Origin of the sequence: Microbacterium ginsengiterrae (assembly GCF_014205075.1) — a bacterium.
Taxonomy (GTDB): domain Bacteria; phylum Actinomycetota; class Actinomycetes; order Actinomycetales; family Microbacteriaceae; genus Microbacterium; species Microbacterium ginsengiterrae.
Map to the genome: position 1 here is coordinate 2,397,847 of NZ_JACHMU010000001.1, position 15,627 is coordinate 2,413,473.

The 15,627-nt window shown below is 69.2% G+C and carries 15 protein-coding genes; 7 read left to right on the forward strand and 8 right to left on the reverse strand.

Features of this window, described 5'->3' with window-relative positions; genetic code table 11:
- Positions 1–24: 24 nt before the first annotated feature.
- Entirely contained in the window at positions 25–495 is a 471-nt protein-coding gene (locus tag HD600_RS11610) for an SIP domain-containing protein (protein ID WP_184283794.1), read from the forward strand.
- On the opposite strand, the gene HD600_RS11615 is transcribed toward HD600_RS11610, so the two are convergent.
- The 4 genes from HD600_RS11615 to HD600_RS11630 all read right to left on the reverse strand — a co-directional run bounded on the left by HD600_RS11615 (position 452) and on the right by HD600_RS11630 (position 4,598).
- Positions 452–916, reverse strand: a complete 465-nt coding sequence (locus HD600_RS11615; protein WP_144795515.1) for a Fe-S oxidoreductase — start codon at positions 914–916, stop codon at positions 452–454. The genes HD600_RS11610 and HD600_RS11615 overlap by 44 nt on opposite strands.
- A complete protein-coding gene (locus HD600_RS11620; RefSeq protein WP_184283796.1) occupies positions 913–1,710 on the reverse strand; it encodes an arginase family protein in 798 nt (265 codons plus the stop codon). The genes HD600_RS11615 and HD600_RS11620 overlap by 4 nt, the downstream gene beginning before the upstream one ends.
- A gap of 30 nt (positions 1,711–1,740) precedes the next feature.
- Entirely contained in the window at positions 1,741–2,484 is a 744-nt protein-coding gene (locus HD600_RS11625; protein WP_144795513.1) for a PspA/IM30 family protein, read from the reverse strand.
- Between the two features lie 77 nt (positions 2,485–2,561).
- On the reverse strand, positions 2,562–4,598 hold the full coding sequence (locus tag HD600_RS11630) for a TPM domain-containing protein (protein ID WP_184283798.1): 2,037 nt from the start codon (positions 4,596–4,598) through the stop codon (positions 2,562–2,564).
- Between the two features lie 132 nt (positions 4,599–4,730).
- Between HD600_RS11630 and HD600_RS11635 the strand changes: the two genes are divergently transcribed.
- Genes HD600_RS11635 through HD600_RS11650 form a run of 4 tightly spaced genes read left to right on the forward strand, consistent with a single transcriptional unit; the run spans position 4,731 to position 7,605 of the window.
- Positions 4,731–5,573 carry a DUF3097 domain-containing protein gene (locus HD600_RS11635; RefSeq protein WP_184283799.1) on the forward strand — a complete coding sequence of 281 codons (843 nt, stop codon included), beginning with the start codon at positions 4,731–4,733 and terminating at the stop codon, positions 5,571–5,573.
- 31 nt (positions 5,574–5,604) lie between these two features.
- Positions 5,605–6,330, forward strand: a complete 726-nt coding sequence (trmB, locus tag HD600_RS11640) for a tRNA (guanosine(46)-N7)-methyltransferase TrmB (protein ID WP_184283801.1) — start codon at positions 5,605–5,607, stop codon at positions 6,328–6,330.
- Positions 6,327–7,154 carry a CPBP family intramembrane glutamic endopeptidase gene (locus HD600_RS11645; RefSeq protein ID WP_144795509.1) on the forward strand — a complete coding sequence of 276 codons (828 nt, stop codon included), beginning with the start codon at positions 6,327–6,329 and terminating at the stop codon, positions 7,152–7,154. The genes trmB and HD600_RS11645 overlap by 4 nt, the downstream gene beginning before the upstream one ends.
- 58 nt (positions 7,155–7,212) lie before the next feature.
- Complete coding sequence (locus HD600_RS11650) at positions 7,213–7,605, forward strand: DUF1304 domain-containing protein (protein WP_144795508.1); 393 nt, start codon at positions 7,213–7,215, stop codon at positions 7,603–7,605.
- Here the strand turns inward: HD600_RS11650 and HD600_RS11655 are convergent.
- Together HD600_RS11655 and thrC are read right to left on the reverse strand one after the other, a co-directional pair.
- Positions 7,598–8,218 (reverse strand): GyrI-like domain-containing protein, encoded by a 621-nt coding sequence (locus HD600_RS11655; RefSeq protein WP_184283803.1) that lies wholly within the window; start codon positions 8,216–8,218, stop codon positions 7,598–7,600. The two genes, HD600_RS11650 and HD600_RS11655, sit on opposite strands and share 8 nt — an antisense overlap.
- Positions 8,219–8,229: 11 nt before the next feature.
- Positions 8,230–9,657, reverse strand: coding sequence for a threonine synthase (gene thrC / locus HD600_RS11660; protein ID WP_184283805.1), 1,428 nt, complete (start codon positions 9,655–9,657; stop codon positions 8,230–8,232).
- Positions 9,658–9,748: 91 nt separating this feature from the next.
- Here thrC and HD600_RS11665 point away from each other — a divergent pair, with 91 nt between their 5' ends.
- The gene (locus tag HD600_RS11665; RefSeq protein WP_184283807.1) at positions 9,749–10,627 is read left to right on the forward strand and encodes a serine/threonine-protein kinase; all 879 of its coding nucleotides are present in this window, start codon (positions 9,749–9,751) and stop codon (positions 10,625–10,627) included.
- A gap of 19 nt (positions 10,628–10,646) precedes the next feature.
- Here HD600_RS11665 and HD600_RS11670 read toward each other — a convergent pair whose 3' ends face one another.
- A complete protein-coding gene (locus HD600_RS11670) occupies positions 10,647–11,129 on the reverse strand; it encodes a pyridoxamine 5'-phosphate oxidase family protein (RefSeq protein WP_144795504.1) in 483 nt (160 codons plus the stop codon).
- A 222-nt stretch (positions 11,130–11,351) separates the two neighbouring features.
- Here HD600_RS11670 and HD600_RS11675 point away from each other — a divergent pair, with 222 nt between their 5' ends.
- The gene (locus HD600_RS11675) at positions 11,352–13,739 is read left to right on the forward strand and encodes a phosphoketolase family protein (protein ID WP_241731668.1); all 2,388 of its coding nucleotides are present in this window, start codon (positions 11,352–11,354) and stop codon (positions 13,737–13,739) included.
- Here HD600_RS11675 and HD600_RS11680 read toward each other — a convergent pair.
- Positions 13,705–15,564, reverse strand: coding sequence for a heavy metal translocating P-type ATPase (locus tag HD600_RS11680; protein ID WP_184283809.1), 1,860 nt, complete (start codon positions 15,562–15,564; stop codon positions 13,705–13,707). The two genes, HD600_RS11675 and HD600_RS11680, sit on opposite strands and share 35 nt — an antisense overlap.
- Between the last annotated feature and the right edge of the window lie 63 nt (positions 15,565–15,627).

A 15,627-nucleotide genomic window follows, 5' to 3' on the forward strand; every position in this document is an offset into this window, starting at 1 on the left:
CATAGGTGATATGCTGGCAGCATCATGACCACCTCCACCGAAGTGCGCGGCGGACGAGCCAGGCGACGCGAAGCGCGTCGACGCTCGCATCACCTGGTGACCGCCGACGAGACCTCGCTGCTCGAACTCGAGACGTTCCTGGCGACGCTTCCGCTGTGTGCCTCGGGCCGCGTGTTCATCGAAGTGCCGGACGCCCGCGACATCGGCGTCATCGAGGCACCCGCGCGGATGACCGTCACCTGGCTCGCGCGATCGTCGCGCTCCGGGGCACCGGGGAGCGGGCGCCCGTGCGCGCCCGGAACGGCACTGGCCCGCGCCACCTGCGCCTGGGCCGACGAGATGCTGTGCGACGACGAGATGCCGACGCACATCACTCTGCTGGGCGGCTACCTGGGTACTGCGGACATCGTCGAGCACCTCAAGACGGATCTTCGGGTGCCCGAGGCCGCGATCAGCGTTCCCGAGCGCTTCGGCCTGCTGTCCTCCGAGAACTGACGTAGTTGCCGTCCTCGAGACCGGCCTCGATCTCGAACCGATTCCGTAGCGGGTCCTGCCCGGCGAACAGGTAGAGCACCGGCATGAGGAATCCGTATCGCAGCCACTGCGTCTTGTGCACGGCCTCGTGGCGGAGGACAGCGGTGCTCGGCGCGGCGTCGCCGGTCAGATAGCATCCGCCGACGCAGACGCCGCCGCGCCGGTAGGCCCACGACGGCATGCCGCGGAAGACCCACAGTCCTGCACGCCGCTCCACCGGGCCGGTACTCCACAGCGCACCCCACACCCAGCCCACGGCCGTGCCCCACGCGTAGCCGAGGCGGCTGATGGGGGATCGCAGAAGGAATGAGGGGATGCGGCGGTCGCACCGGCGTCCGCGCGCGAGGGCGGCGTCGGCCGCCGGTCGCCAGTCGTCGGTCATGCGACAGCACCCACCAGACGGAGGATCGCGCCGAGGTCGTCCACGGCATCCGCGGGAGAGCGTGGGGCGAACCCGGCGATGGTCGCACCGGCGAGCGGCATCACATCGCGCACGGCGCGGATCGCGGCGACCACCGCCGCCGGACTCGCCCCGAACGGTGCCGCCGATGAGACACCGGCCATCTCCGCCGGGTCGAGCACGTCGACGTCGATGTGGATCCAGACGCGGGATGCGCCGGTCCGGGCCACTGCGGCCGCGAGTGCCCCCGGATCGTCGAGGTCACGGACGTCCAGTCGTCCCAACCGCGCGAGGGGCTCCTCCTCGCCGGCGTCGATGACGCGCGCGCCGACCGAGATCACGCGCTCCGGGGAGAGCCCTGGGGTGAGGGCGAGCTGCGGCTCTCCCTCACCGAGGATCGCGCGCAGCGCCATGCCGGAGAACGCCCCGGATGGCGAGGACGCATCGGTGTGCAGGTCAGGATGAGCGTCGAACCACACCAGTGCGAGGTCGTCGCGCTCGAGGGTGTCGAGAGCGGCGACGGTGATGCTGCAGTCCCCGCCGATCAGCAGCGTGTCCGGCGCCATCGCGTCCGCGATCATCGTGCGGATGCGCTGAACGGAGCTCAGGCGATGGACGCCGGTCCCCAGCGACTCGCCGGCCTCGAGCGGGATGTCGAGGACCGTGGTGGCACGGCGGGGAAGGTCGCCGGCGATCGCCGATGCGCCATCGACGAGAAGCATCGCTCTGGCGGAGGGAGAACCCTGCCACTGCGGGACCACGAGGAACTCGGCCATCAGGGTTCACCCCCCACCTTCATCGATGTCTCAGGACTCGAGCTGCGACTGCGCCTGCGAGCGGCCGCCGGCCTTCAGCTCGGCCAGACGCGCCTCGACCTCGGTGAGCTCTCCGAGATCCTCGAGGCTCTCGAACTGCGCGTCGAGGCTGGAGGCGGCCAGTTCCACCTTGCCCTGGGCGAGTGCCTCCTGGCGGCGGACCTTGTCCTCGAAGCGACCGAGCTCACTCGTCGGGTCGAGCACGTTGATCGAGGAGACGGCATCCTGCACCTTCGTCTGCGCCTCGGCGACCTTGGCGCGTGCGAGCAGCTCGCTGCGCTTGGCCTTGAGTTCTCCGAGCTTCTCCTTCATGCCGTTCAGACCGGCCTTGAGCTTGTCGACGACCTCGGTCTGCGCGGCGATGGTCGGCTCAGCGCCGGTCGCCTCGCGCTCGGAGCTGATCTGGCGCTGGAGGGCGATCTTGGCGAGGCTGTCGAACTTGTCGGCGTCAGCGGTCTCGCCCGCCGCACGCAGCTCGTCGGCCTTGCGGCTGGCGGCGAGGGCCTTGTTGCCCCAGTCCCTCGCGGCCTGCACGTCCTCCTCGTGGTCGCGCTCGAGCAGACGCAGGTTGCCGATCGTCTCCGCGATGGCCGCCTCGGCGTCTGCGACGTTGTTCGTGTAGTCGCGGACGAGTTGATCGATCATCTTCTGCGGGTCCTCCGCGGAATCGATGAGCGCGTTGATGTTCGCCTTCACCAGCGTCGAGATGCGACCGAAGATGGACTGCTTGGTCATGGTGTTTCCTTTCGTTGGAACGGAGTCTGTCGAGATCGTGTGGGATGCGCGGCGTCGCGCGCCGCGCGTCGAGCGCGCTAGAAGCGGCCTCCTCTGGAGCGCCCGCCGCTTCGGGAACTGCTGCGCGATGAGCCCCCGCCGAAGCTGGAGGGCCGACTGCTGCGGGTGCTCCGGCTGCTGCGGCTGCTTCCGCTGGAGCGCCAGCTGCTGCTTCCGGAGCTCCAGCCGCCGCCTCCGCCACCGCCCCCGCCGCCGCTGAAGAGGCCGCCGAGGATGCCGCCGAGGATGTCACCGCTGAGATCGCTGTCGCGGCGGTAGCCGCCGCCGTAGACCACGGTCGGCCCGCCCGTGGAGAACACGTTCACCTCGCTGCGAGCGCTCGTGAGCGCATCGGAGGCGAGTCCATGCGCACGGATGGCGCGCTCCGTCGCCCTGGCGACGTCGGTGTCCTGTGCCGCCACCGCGTCGGCGTACACCGCGTTGGCCTCTGCGAGGCGCGTCCGTGCCGTCGCGCCGATGGCACCTCGACGCGTGGTGATGAAGTCGTTCGCCGCATTGATCTGCGCCTGCGCCTGCGTGAGACGCTGCTGGAGGGTGCGCTGCGCGCGCTCGGCCTGCTGCGCGGCCTCACGCGCCTGACCGAGGAGAGCATCCATCTCGGTGTTGATCTGCTCGAGGCTGTCGAGCACCTGCTGCGGATTGCGCGACGCGCCTCCGAGGCGCTCGCGCGCGGCGTCGATGGTCGCCCGGGTCCTCGCGACGACCGACGTCAGCCGGCCCTGGTCGTCGGGCATGGCCGATGCGGCCGCGATGTCGGCCTCGAGATCGATGATCGCCGCCTGCGCCTGCTCGGAGACGGCGGCCAGCCCCGCACCGAGCGAGGTCACGGCGTCGACGAGCTGCTCGCTCTGCTCGACGGCCTCCTCCGCCGTGCGGATCGAGAACGCCGCCTCCCCGTTGTCGCCGCGCGAGATCGCCGCCTCGGCCTCGGCGATCTCGCCGTCGGCGAGAGAGAGCCGACGGCGGGCCTGCTCCGGGTTGTCCGCCACGGGGGCGATCGCTGCGGCGTCGTACGTGTCGGCGAGGGCGGCGAGCGCCGGGTCGGCGGTGGCGAGGGTCTGCTCTGCCGTCGCGCGCCGCGCCCTGAGCCGGTCCAGCGCCTTGGGCGCGTCCGCTTCGAGCCGGCGCAGCTCCTCGAACGCCTCGATGTTGTCGTTGAGCAGATCATCGGCCTCGCCGCACAGCTCGATGATCTGGATGTGCCACGCGCGGCGCTGCTCCGCAGTGTCGGGGATGTCGTCGTCGATCTTCTGCTTGAGCGAGAACGCTTCGGCCACCTTGGCCTGCGCAGCCTCGACGACCTTCGTGAAGGTCTCCGCCGAATCGTCGCCGTACTGCGCGATCGCGAAACCGACCTCCTGACGGCTCGACGTGATCGCGTCGTCGGCGTTCACCAGGGCGCTACCGGCGCGCGTGGCGAGTTCGTCGTCGCTCACGGTCGCATACGGATCGGACGGATCCGGCGGCGTCGAGACCGCCGTGCGCTTCTTCTTCCGCTTCGAGCGGGTGACGAGGACGATGATGAGCACGACCGCTGCCGCGATCACGAGGACGACGATCCACACGGCGCCACCGCCGCTGTCGCCCTGACCGGGGAACGCATCGGCGGCGTCGATCACCGCCCGATCCCAGTCGCCGGCGCGCAGACCGTTCTCCATCGCCTGCACGACCCGATCGATCTCGGCGTCGCTGAGCGGCCCCTCCGTGTCAGCGGAGATCGCGTACTGGCCGGCGTCGACAGCGACGGCGACGAGGTACTGGTCCGTCGCCAGGCCGTTCTGGATGGCCGTCTGATCGGCCCAGTCGACGCTGCTCGACGGCGCCGTGAACTCATCGACGAAGACGACGTAGAGGTCGCCGCCGTCGTCCTCTGCGAGAGCGGAGAGCCGGGCGTTCACGGCGTCCACCTCGCCGGAGGAGAGCACACCGGCCTCGTCGGTGACGAAACCCGAATCGAGGGTGACCGGCTCCGTGGCCGCGGCGACGGAGGCGAAGCTGACGGACGCGAACATCGCCGCGATCACCCCCACCATGACCGTGAAACGTGCTCGCATCGCACTCCCTTCGCAGGGCTCCGAGCCCTGGTCCCCCGAGTCTATTCACTGCCGGCGACACGCGATAGCGACTGGTCGAAAGTGTCTGTGTCGCCGCGCGGAGGAGGAAGGCCGACGCATACGCTGGAGGGCATGGACGACATGTACGGCACTGACGTGCTCGCGACGGGGTGGCGGCAGCGCGGTGCGAAGAAGGTCCGCGACGTCGCGGCGGAGCGCGACCTCGTCGTGGAGGTCGCCGGTGACGGCTTCTGCGGCGCGGTGACGCGCGTGCAGGGCGGCCACGTCGAGCTGGAGGATCGCGTCGGACGTCGGCGGGTGTTCCCCCTCGGCGGTGGGTTCATGATCGACGGTGAACCCGTCAGACTCGGGCCGCCGGCCCCCACGGCACAGGCGACGAGGCGCACGGCATCCGGTTCCTTCGCCGTCGCCGACCAGCGCGCACGAGTCGCGCGCCCGAGCCGCATCCTCGTCGAGGGCAAGCACGACGCGGAGCTCGTCGAGAAGGTGTGGGGTGCGGACCTGCGCGCCGAAGGCGTCGTGGTGGAGTTCCTCGAGGGGATCGACCGGCTCGATGAGATGCTCGCGGCGGAGCCGCCGACCGCCGCGCGGCGGTACGGCGTGCTCGTGGACCACCTCGTCGCCGGCTCCAAGGAGACCCGGATGGCGGAGGCGACCCTTCGCGGTCCGCACGGCCGGCACCTGAAGATCGTCGGTCACCCGTTCATCGACGTCTGGCAGTGCGTCAAGCCGCAGGCGGTCGGCATCCGTCAGTGGCCGGAGGTTCCGCGCGGCGTCGACTGGAAGACCGGCGTCTGCAAGGCGCTGGGATGGCCCTACCAGGAGCAGGGCGACACCGGTCGGGCATGGCAGTTCATCCTCGGCAAGGTGCACACGTATCGTGATCTCGAGCCCGCACTTCTCGGCCGTGTCGAGGAACTCATCGACTTCGTCACCGAACCGACTGGACCCTGAGAGCATCCGTCGGCCGGTTACGCTGGTATCCATGCCCGAACCCCGAACCTTCCGTGATGAACCGGTCTCCTTCGTACGCCGGAGCGGACGGATGTCGGAGGCCCAGGAGCGCGCGTTCGCCGAGCTCGCGCCGCGCTACCTGCTGGACGTCCCGCGTGATGTCGCGTGGACGAGTGTGCATCCGGAGGCGCGCATGGATCCGGCCGAGGAGTACGGGCGCGTCGCACCGCTGATCGTCGAGATCGGCTCCGGCCAGGGGCACGCCATCGTCTCCGCCGCGACGGAGCGACCCGACGACGACTTCCTCGCCGTCGAGGTGTTCCGCGCCGGACTCGCTCGGACCATGCTCGACGCCGACAAGGCGGGGGTGCGCAACCTCCGCCTCATCGAGGCCAATGCCCCCGAGGTGCTCTCGACGTATCTTCCGGAGGGCGCGGCCGCGGAGGTGTGGATCTTCTTCTCCGATCCGTGGCACAAGAAGCGTCACACCAAGCGCCGACTGATCCGCCCCGGGTTCGGCGACGCCGCCGCGCGCGCGATCGCCGACGGCGGACTGCTGCGCCTGGCGACGGACTGGGAGGACTACGCCCTGCAGATGCGCGAGGTGCTCGATGCCGAGCCGCTCTTCGAGCGCGCCTTCGACGGCGACTGGGCCGAGCGCTTCGACGGGCGCGTCATGACCGCGTTCGAGCGCAAGGGCATCGCCAAGGGGCGCGAGATCCGCGATCTGGTGTACCGGCGGAAGCCCAGGGCGTGACGCCCACCGGCCTCGCCTCGGCACAGAAGGTCCTGCCCGCTGTACTGGTGTGCCTCGCGGCGCCGGCGTTCTTCGTCATCGAACGGGCCTGGCTCGGTTGGATCCTCCTCGCCGCAGGGGTCGCAGTGGCGTGGTTCCTCGAGCGGCGTCGGGTGACGGCATCCGCTCCGTCGCTGACCCGGGATCTCGCCCTCATCGCGCTCGGAATGCTCATCGTCAGCGTCATCCCGTTGGCGGCGGAGCTCGACAACGTGGCGATGCTGCGGTTCACCCTGGCACTGGGCGGGGCGGTCGTGGTGCCGTACCTCATCTCACGGTTCGTGTTCCGCGATCGCGCCATCCGCTTCCCATGGCGAACGGGTGCGCGGTGGGGACGGTTGCAGTGGACGTGGCTTATCGCCGTGCTGCTCCTCGGGTGGGTGATCCTGCCGTTCTACTTCATCACCAGCGGCGTGTATCAGAACTGGCCTGTGGTGGACACGCCCGACCTGATCGCCCGGCTCTTCGTGGGCGTCGGCGCCGTCGGGATCTGGGACGAACTGTTCTTCATCTGCACGGTCTTCGCGCTGCTGCGGCGGCATTTCCCCGCCGCGATGGCGAACGTCCTGCAGGCGATCGTGTTCGTGTCGTTCCTGTGGGAACTCGGCTACCGGGAGTGGGGTCCGCTGCTGACGATCCCGTTCGCCCTCCTGCAGGGCTTCATCTTCCTCCGCACGCATTCTCTGGCGTACGTGGTGACGGTGCACCTGCTGTTCGATGCCGTCGTGTTCGCCGTGCTCGTGCACGCGCACAACCCGGGATTGCTGCCGATCTTCCTCGTCTGAGCGGGGCCCGTCGCCATCGCGCGCGCACACGCTCGGCACGAGGTGCCAGGATCGAGTCATGCTCATCCTCGGACTCGTGCTCGCGGCGCTCGCTGCGGCCTTCCACCTGTTCATCTTCGTCCTGGAGTCCGTGCGGTGGACGGAGCCGGAGACACGGAAGATCTTCGGCGTCGCCAGCGAGGCCGACGCGCAGACCACCAGGCCGCTCGCGTTCAATCAGGGTTTCTACAACCTGTTCCTCGCGATCGCGGCGCTGCTCGGCATCATCCTCGTGCTCTCCGGGCTGACCACGGTGGGTCTCACCCTCGTGTTCACCGGGACGGGCATGATGCTCGCCGCGGCCGTCGTCCTGGTGCTCTCGAACCCGCGGATGGCGCGGTCGGCCGCCCTGCAGGGAGGGTTCCCCCTGCTGGCGATCGTGCTGCTGGCCGTGGGCGTCGCGATCAGCTGAGAGGTCGGACGGGCTGCCGCAGAAGCGTGCGACGCTTCGCCGGGTCGCCCGTGCGCGGGTCGCTGAAGTAGATCTCGTGGTGCGTCCCGGTCATCCGCATGCCGTGTGCGGGGAGGAACTCGCCGTGCATCTGCGCGAGCACCGGAGCCTCATCGTCGTACGAACCGACGTGGAGTGTCTGCGCGCACAGGCCTTCATGAAGGGTCTCCAGCCGCACCTCACCCACGCGTCGGTCCGGGTGCTTCTTCGTCACGTTCTCGACCGCGGAGGCGAACATCCGCTGATCGATCCAATCCGGTTGCATGACCATGAGCGTCCAGTGCCAGCGGGACTTGTCGCGAGCCGAGGTGAACGCCGAGTGATCCTCGGCCCACCACAGCCCTTCCAGGGGCATCACGGCGTAGTCGCGGTCGAGCTCGTTCCTGCTGGCGAACTTCAGGGCGTAGGCGAGTGGGAACAGTGCCTCGACGGCCGTGGCGAACTCGGGGGAGGTGTTCGGGTCGCCGTGACCGTCGACCATGAGGTAGCTCAGTGCGGGGACCTCGACGAGGTCGAAGCGCCCCTTCCTGGCACGGTAGGCATCGATCGTCTTCTTGAAGTCGACCTTCGCCATACCCTCTCCCGTCACGCCTGGAGCGCGTGCTCCTCGATGTAAACCCGCAGGGCGTGCTCGTCGTCCGGCATCTCGACGACACGCTGCGGTGCGTCGAGGAGGCTCTGCGTCTCGGCATCCGGCTGGACGGTGGTCCCGAGGGCCTCGGAGATGAGGTCGGCGAACTTCTGCGGCTTCGCCGTCTCGAGGACGAGCATCGGGATGCCGTCCTCGACGTGTGCGCGCGCGACCTTCGCGCCGTCGGCGGTGTGCGGATCGATCGTGACGCCGGATGCGGCTGAGACCTCGCGGATCGTCGCGAGACGGTCGTCGTGCGTGCTCGTGCCGCTGACGAGTCCGAATTCGCTCTCGAACCTCTCCAGGTGCGCGGAGAGGTCGATCTCGTCGCGCTCCTCGAGTTCGTGCCACGCGGCGGCCGTCCGCTCGGGGTCGCGCCCGAGCAGGTCGAACACGAACCGCTCGAGGTTGGAGGCGCGGGAGACGTCCATGGACGGGCTCGAGGTGGCGAGGGTGTTCGCGGACGAGCGCGGGCGGTAGTGCCCGGTGCGGAAGAACTCGTCGAGGACGTTGTTCTCGTTCGTGGCGAGGACGAGGCGGCGGATCGGCACGCCCATGCTGCGCGCGTAGTGGCCGGAGAGGATGTTGCCGAAGTTGCCGGAGGGGACGGCGAAGGAGACCTCGAAGGTCGAACGCTCCGCAGCGTCGACGGAGTCGGTCGCACGCAACCATGCCCACACGTAGTAGACGATCTGCGCGGAGATACGGCCGAAGTTGATCGAGTTGACCGCTCCGAGGCTGTGGGCGCGCTTGAAGTCCAGATCGGTGTTGAGTCGCTTGACGAGGTTCTGGCAGTCGTCGAAGACGCCCTCGACCGCGATGTTGTGCACGTTCTCGTCCTGCAGCGAGTACATCTGCGCGCGCTGGAACGCGCTCATCCGGCCCTGCGGGGAGAGCATGAACACCGCGACGCGTTCACGGCCGCGGAGGGCGTGCTCGGCGGCGGATCCGGTGTCGCCGGAGGTCGCACCGAGCACGTTGAGGACGCGGTCGTCCTTCGCGAGGACGTATTCCAGCGCCTCGCCGAGGAACTGCATCGCCATGTCCTTGAACGCGAGCGTCGGGCCCTCCGAGAGGCCGACGAGCGTCATGCCATCGCCGAGGTCGGACAACGGCACGATCTTGTCCGCCGAGAACTTGCCGCCGCCGTACGCGGCCGCCGTCAGCCGCGCGAGGTCGTCGCGCGGGATGTCCGTCGCGAACAGGCCGATGATCTCGGTGGCCAGCTCGGGGTAGCTGAGCGGCCGCAGCCGCTCGAGCTCGGATGTCGAGAGCCGGGGGAGGTGCTCGGGAACGGCGAGACCGCCGTTGGGTGCGAGTCCTTCGAGAAGGACGTCGCTGAACTGTCCGAGCGTGCCGCCGCGGGTGGAGATGTACTGCACGTCGTGAACCTCGTCTGTGCCGTGGGTGGATGCCGCAAATCGTCGTCTCCATCGTAGGGCGTGGCGAGTCGGGCTCAGGCACAATGGACCGATGGCAGCGGACGCCGACGGCACCATCGACGACATCGCGGCCGAACTGTGCGCCCTTCCCCCCGGAGAGTTCACCGACGCGCGGAACGCGAAGGCCAAACAGATCGAGGATGCGGCGCTGGCGGCGGAGGTCAAGGCGATCCGCAAGCCGCTGCTGGCGGCGTGGGTGGTGAACCTGTTCGCCCGTGAACGCGCCGACGAGCTCGGTGAGGCGCTGGATCTCGCTCGCGAGCTGCGCGAGGCGCAGGATGACATGGATGCCGCCGCGCTGAGGACGTTGAACCGTCAGCGCCGCGCGCTCATCCGCCAGCTCACGGCGGCAGCGGGCGAGCTCGCCACCGCGCGCGGCGAGAAGATCACGCAGGCGACGGCGGATGCGGTCTCGCAGACGCTGAACGCGGCGATGTTCGATGCGCACGCCGCGACAGCGGTGGCCTCGCGCCGACTCATCCGTCCGCTGGAGGCGTCCGGAGCAGATCCCGCCGAGATCGCCGAGGCCGTCGCCGGCCACCTGGATGCGGAGGTGCCGCCTCCCGCCGCACGGCCACCGGACGAGCTCAAGGCGCGCCGCGTCCTGAAGGAGGCGCGCAACGCGCTCCGATCAGCGGAGAAGGACCTCGCCGGTGCGGAACGGGCGCATGATGCGGCCGAGCGTGCGTGGAGCGACGGCGCGGAGCGAGCGGATGAGCTCGACGAGCGGGTCGCGACGTTGGAGAAGGAGCTCGCCGCTGTGCGGAAGGAGGCGACCGCCCTGAAGAAGGAGCGTGCTGCCACGAGCGCCGAGCGCCTCGACACGCAGGAGCGCGTCGAGGCGGCTCGGGAGGCGGTGGCTGCCGAGCGCGAAGCTCTCGATGAGGCGGAGTCCGCGGTCCACCGTTGACCAGCGTGCGAGCTCGCGATCAGAGCTCGACGGTCCTGCTCTCCCCGGGGTGGGCGGGCTCGTCGGTCACCATGCCCTTGACGATCTCGACGATGGTGGCCGGCAGTCCAGGGGAGTCCCAGTACTCCGCCGTCTCCGGGTCGACGCGCAGCAGGACGATGTCGGCGTCCTCCGGTTCGGCGTCTCCGAAGAAGGCCTCGGTCGCCTTACTCCAGTAGCGCTTCTTGCGCTCGGGGTCATCCCGCACGGTTGCGGTGCCGGCGATCGACGCCCAGAAGCCCTTCTCTGCGACGGTGACGTTGACGGGGCGTCCGCCGATGCTCTCCTGCACCTTCGGGGTGGATACGCGCGTCATGAACCAGATCGAGTGATCCGCCTCGATCTCCTGGATCGCCATCGGACGGCTGACGATCCGGCCATCGGCTGCCGCCGTGGTGAGCATGCACACGCCCGCCTTCTCGGTCTTCTCCAGCACGGTCCTCACGGAGTCGTCGGTGCTCATGTCTCTCCTTCGTCTTCGTCGGTGATGTTCGGTGTCATCCAGCCTCGTGCACATCGGGGTGGTCGCTCAGGGGGTGTACGAATCGGCGCCAGTGGGGTAGTGGGGCGGCGAACCGGTGACGGCGAGCGCATGGCCATGCCGTGGCATCCGCTATACGGTGGCGGGAACACGCGGCGGGCCCTCCAAGGACCCGACGCTCGATGCCGACGGAGGAGCACGCTCATGGACGACGATCGCATCGCCCGCCTCGACGCCTGGTGGCGGGCGGCCAACTACCTCAGCGTCGGCCAGATCTACCTGCTGGCCAATCCGCTGCTGCGCGAACCCTTGCATCCCGAACACGTCAAGCCGCGTCTGCTGGGTCACTTCGGAACCGTGCCTGGTCTCAACCTCGTCTATGCGCACGTCAATCGGCTGATCCAGGAGCGCGACCTCGACGCCCTCTACATCGCCGGTCCGGGCCACGGCGGCCCCGGTATGGTCGCCAACGCCTGGCTCGACGGCACGTACTCGGAGCTGTATCCGGACGTCACTCGGGACGAGGGCGGGATGGCGCGGCTGTTCCGCCAGTTCTCCTTCCCCGGCGGCATCCCGAGCCATGCCGCACCGGAGACGCCCGGTTCGATCCACGAGGGCGGGGAACTGGGCTATTCGCTCAGCCACGCGTACGGTGCCGCGTTCGACAACCCCGACCTCACCGTCGTCTGCGTGATCGGGGACGGCGAGGCCGAGACGGGCCCGCTCGCCACCGCCTGGCATTCGAACAAGTTCCTCGACCCGGTGTCGGACGGGACGGTCCTGCCGATCCTGCATCTGAACGGCTGGAAGATCGCCAACCCGACCGTGCTGGCGCGGATCCCCGACGACGAGCTGCTCGATCTCATGCGCGGCTACGGGCACGATCCGCTGCTGATCGAGTTCACGGCGGACGACGACCACGCCGACGTGCACCGTCGGTTCGCGTCCGTCATGGACGAGGCGGCTGACCGCATCGCAGCGATCAGGGCCGCCGCGCGTGACGGCGCCGTCGAGCGGCCGCGGTGGCCGATGATCATCCTCAGATCCCCGAAGGGCTGGACCGGCCCGGCGGTCGTAGACGGCCTGCCCGTCGAGGGGACGTGGCGGTCGCATCAGGTACCGCTGACGGGCGCCAGAGAGGATGCGGGTCATCTACGGCAACTGGAGGAATGGCTGCGCTCCTACCGTCCCGACGAGTTGTTCGGCGCGGACGGTGAGCCCGCACCGGACATAGACGGACTCGTCCCGTCAGGCGACAAGAGGATGTCGGCGTCGCCCCACGCCAACGCGGGTCTCGTGCGGCAGGACCTCGACCTGCCCGATCCCCGCGACTTCGCGGTCCAGGTGGACGATCCTGGCACGGACGACGCGTCTGCGACGGCAGTGCTCGGGTCCTATCTCGCCGAGGTGATGCGCCGCAATCCGCGCACGTTCCGACTGTTCGGGCCGGACGAGACGGCCTCCAACCGTCTCGCGCCGGCGGTCTACGAGGTGACGGACAAGCAGTGGAAAGCGAAGACGACCGAGCTGGACGAGCATCTCGCGAGGGCGGGCCGCGTCATGGAGGTGCTCAGCGAGCACCAGTGCCAGGGCTGGTTGGAGGGGTATCTCCTCACCGGCAGGCACGGCGTCTTCACGTCGTACGAGGCGTTCGTGCACATCGTGGACTCGATGTTCAACCAGCACGCCAAGTGGCTCGAGGCGTCGAAGGAGGTCGCGTGGCGCGCACCCATCGCGAGCCTCAACTACCTGCTCTCCAGTCACGTGTGGCGGCAGGACCACAACGGCTTCACCCACCAGGATCCCGGATTCATCGACGTGGCACTGAACAAGAGCGCGGACATCGTGCGGGTGTATCTGCCGTTCGACGCGAACACCCTCCTGCGCACCTACGACCACTGTCTGCGGTCGGTGGATGAGATCAACGTCGTCGTGGCCGGCAAGCAGCCCCAGCCGCAGTGGCTGAGCATGGATGCGGCCGTCGAGCACTGCGCTCGCGGCCTCGGGGTGCTCGAGTGGGCGGGGACCGAGCGCGAAGGGCGAGAGGCCGACGTGGTGCTGGCCGCCGCGGGGGATGTGCCGACGATCGAGGTGCTCGCTGCCGCGAGCATCCTCAGGAAGGAGGTGCCGGACCTCGCCGTGCGTGTGGTGAACGTCGTGGACCTCATGCGTCTGCAGTCCGGGAGCGAACATCCGCACGGTCTGTCGGACGATGATTTCGATGCGGTGTTCACGGCGGACAGGCCGATCATCTTCGCCTACCACGGGTATCCGTGGCTCATCCATCGACTCGCCTACCGTCGTCGCGGGCACGACAACCTGCACGTGCGCGGCTACAAGGAGAAGGGCACCACCACGACGCCGTTCGACATGGTGATGCTCAACGATCTCGATCGATTCCGGCTCGCAGCCGACGCACTCGGCCGGCTGCCGGATGGCGAGCGGGAGCACGCCGCGCTCATCGAGGATCTCCTCGACCGCCGGCGTCGGGCGAAGGAGTACACGAGAGAGCACGGCGAGGATGATCCCGCCATCAGCGGGTGGCGGTGGGGCGGAGTCAGCGGCGAGGGAGCCCGGTGGGCGGCCCGCTGAGGGCTCGCAGCGCGTAGAGGATCGTCGCGAGGTCGACGAGCTCCTGGATGAGCGCGCCGGCGACGGCGGGGATGACGCCGGTCATCGCCACGAGCATGAGCCCGACGCTCAGTCCGACGCCGATCCAGATCGCGGTGAGCGCGACACGGAGAGTGTGTCGGCCGATCGACACCGCATCGGCGACCTTCGCCAGCGAATCGACGAGGATGACGACGTCTGCGGCGTCACCTGCTGCCGTCGCGCCCTTCGCTCCCATCGCGACCCCGACATCGGCTGCGGCGAGCACCGGCGCGTCGTTGACGCCGTCTCCCACCATCATCACCGGGCGCGGGTTGATCTTCGCGGCGAGCTCCACCTTCTGGGGTGGGAGCAGTTCGGCGTGGACATCCCGGATTCCCACCTGTTGTGCGATGGATTCCGCCGTCGAGCGGACATCGCCGGTGAGCATGGACGTGTGTGCGACGCCATGATCTTGTAACCACGCGACGACGTCCGCGGCCTCGGGGCGCGGCGGATCGGCGAGCACCAGCACACCGCCGAACCGGCCGTCCACGGAGACGTATGCGGCGGCCTGGCTCACGTCGAGGGCGGCGCGGACGGTGTCAGGTGCGAGTGAGGCGATGTAGGCGGGTTTGCCCACGGCCACCTCCCGGCCGTCGATCACGGCGACCACGCCGTTCGTGGCCTCTTCGCGTGCGTCGGTCGCCGTCCGGAGTGCGAGCCCGCGTACGTCTGCGGCGCGGCGGATGCCGTCGGCGAGCACGTGCGACGAGTACTGCTCTGCCGATGCGGCGAGCTCGAGGAGCTCGTCGGCGTCGAAACCGGGGGAGGGGCGGATGTCGACGAGTTCGGGGCGGCCCTGGGTCAGCGTCCCCGTCTTGTCGAACGCGGCGGATCGGATGCGGGCGATCTGCTCGACGACGGCCCCGCCCTTGAGGATCACACCCGCCTTGGCCGAGCGGGAGAGACCACCGAGGAAGGCGACGGGCGCGGCGATCAGCAGGGGGCAGGGCGTGGCGAGGACGAGCACCTCGGCGAACCGGGACGGTTCGCCGGAGACCGCCCATGCGATTCCGCCCAGCAGCAGCGCGACCGCCGTGAACGGTATCGCGAATCGGTCGGCGAGCCGGACCACGGGAGCGCGTGAGTTCTCGGCGGCCTGGACGAGGGAGACGATCTGTTGGTACTGGCTCTCCGAACTCGGGCGCACGGCGCGGATCCGCACAGCGTGGGTGCCGTTGATCGCGCCGGAGAGCACTTCTTCGCCCCGCTCGCGCGTCACCGGCAGGCTCTCCCCGGTGAGGGACGATTCGTCGAAGGTGGCCGCGTCGGTGAGCAGCACGCCGTCCACGGGCACGATCTCCGCAGGACGCACCAGCAGCTCATCGCCGACGGCTACCTCGTCGACCGGTACATCTCGCATCTCCGACGAGTCCGCCGTTCCGGTGCGCGCGAACACGTGTGCGACCCGTGGGGACCGGTCGAGCAGCGCGGACAGGTCGCGGGTGGCGCGTCGTCCGGCGAAGTCCTCGATGGCCTCACCGCCCGAGAGCATCAGCACGATGATGAGGGAGGCGATGTACTCGCCGACGGCAAGGGTCGCGACCATCGCCACGACGGCGAGGATGTCGAGACCGAAGTGGCCGCGGAGCATGTCGCGCGCCATGTCGACGACGGTCCAGGCGATGAACCCGATGACGAACACGGACGCCAGCCAGCGGCCGGCCTGCTCCGCGCCGATGCTGTGGAGTGTCAGAACGACAGCGAGGATGATGACGGTGATGGTGATCACCGGGTGACGCCAGAGCAGACGGAGCTGTCGCATGCTTCAGCTTGGCGCGGAATCTCGCCCGACACCAAAAACGATGTCGTCGATCATGTGCTCTGA

What these genes read in the sequence shown, in the direction of transcription:
- HD600_RS11630 (WP_184283798.1), bottom strand. Translation starts at nt 4,598, where the DNA reads ATGCGAGCACGTTTCACGGTCATGGTGGGGGTGATCGCGGCGATGTTC.
- HD600_RS11650 (WP_144795508.1), top strand. Translation starts at nt 7,213, where the DNA reads ATGCTCATCCTCGGACTCGTGCTCGCGGCGCTCGCTGCGGCCTTCCAC.
- HD600_RS11620 (WP_184283796.1), bottom strand. Translation starts at nt 1,710, where the DNA reads ATGGCCGAGTTCCTCGTGGTCCCGCAGTGGCAGGGTTCTCCCTCCGCC.
- HD600_RS11680 (WP_184283809.1), bottom strand. Translation starts at nt 15,564, where the DNA reads ATGCGACAGCTCCGTCTGCTCTGGCGTCACCCGGTGATCACCATCACC.
- HD600_RS11625 (WP_144795513.1), bottom strand. Translation starts at nt 2,484, where the DNA reads ATGACCAAGCAGTCCATCTTCGGTCGCATCTCGACGCTGGTGAAGGCG.
- HD600_RS11615 (WP_144795515.1), bottom strand. Translation starts at nt 916, where the DNA reads ATGACCGACGACTGGCGACCGGCGGCCGACGCCGCCCTCGCGCGCGGA.
- HD600_RS11665 (WP_184283807.1), top strand. Translation starts at nt 9,749, where the DNA reads ATGGCAGCGGACGCCGACGGCACCATCGACGACATCGCGGCCGAACTG.
- HD600_RS11610 (WP_184283794.1), top strand. Translation starts at nt 25, where the DNA reads ATGACCACCTCCACCGAAGTGCGCGGCGGACGAGCCAGGCGACGCGAA.
- HD600_RS11635 (WP_184283799.1), top strand. Translation starts at nt 4,731, where the DNA reads ATGGACGACATGTACGGCACTGACGTGCTCGCGACGGGGTGGCGGCAG.
- HD600_RS11675 (WP_241731668.1), top strand. Translation starts at nt 11,352, where the DNA reads ATGGACGACGATCGCATCGCCCGCCTCGACGCCTGGTGGCGGGCGGCC.
- trmB (WP_184283801.1), top strand. Translation starts at nt 5,605, where the DNA reads ATGCCCGAACCCCGAACCTTCCGTGATGAACCGGTCTCCTTCGTACGC.
- HD600_RS11655 (WP_184283803.1), bottom strand. Translation starts at nt 8,218, where the DNA reads ATGGCGAAGGTCGACTTCAAGAAGACGATCGATGCCTACCGTGCCAGG.
- HD600_RS11670 (WP_144795504.1), bottom strand. Translation starts at nt 11,129, where the DNA reads ATGAGCACCGACGACTCCGTGAGGACCGTGCTGGAGAAGACCGAGAAG.